The organism is Rhizobium cauense (genome assembly GCF_019511525.1).
GTDB classification, from domain to species: Bacteria; Pseudomonadota; Alphaproteobacteria; order Rhizobiales; family Rhizobiaceae; genus Rhizobium; species Rhizobium cauense.
The window spans coordinates 1-384 of the sequence record NZ_JAEUAT010000083.1 but is presented as its reverse complement, the minus strand read 5'-3'; the positions used below and the strand labels follow the sequence as shown (position 1 = coordinate 384).

Genomic DNA, 384 nt, shown 5'->3' with positions numbered 1-384 from the left:
CCTTGGCCGCACGGATGATCTTGCGCGCATCCGGCGTCTCGGCAAAGCGCGAGATGTTCTCGGCAATCGTCCCCTCCATCAGCGCCACGTCCTGCGGCAGGTAGCCGACATGCTCGCCGAAGAAGGCTTCGTTCCACTGGCTGAGGTCGGCTCCGTCGACCCGGACCGAGCCGCGCAGCACCGGCCAGATACCGAGGATCGAGCGCGCCAGCGTCGTCTTGCCGCCACCCGACGGGCCGATCAGACCGACCGCCTGGCCGGCCTTCAGCGTGAAGCTGACTTCGCTCAAGAGCACCGCGCCGCTCGTCGGCGCCACCGTCGTGATGTTGTCGACCGTCAGGCTCTCGTGCGGGGCCGGCAGCTCGACATAGCCGCTCTTGTCGT

General features: G+C 68.0%; 1 protein-coding gene. It reads right to left on the bottom strand.

Annotated features, from left to right (window positions below; genetic code table 11):
- Positions 1–384: ATP-binding cassette domain-containing protein (locus JNB88_RS34830; RefSeq protein WP_220359178.1), on the bottom strand; the 384-nt coding region annotated here is incomplete at both ends.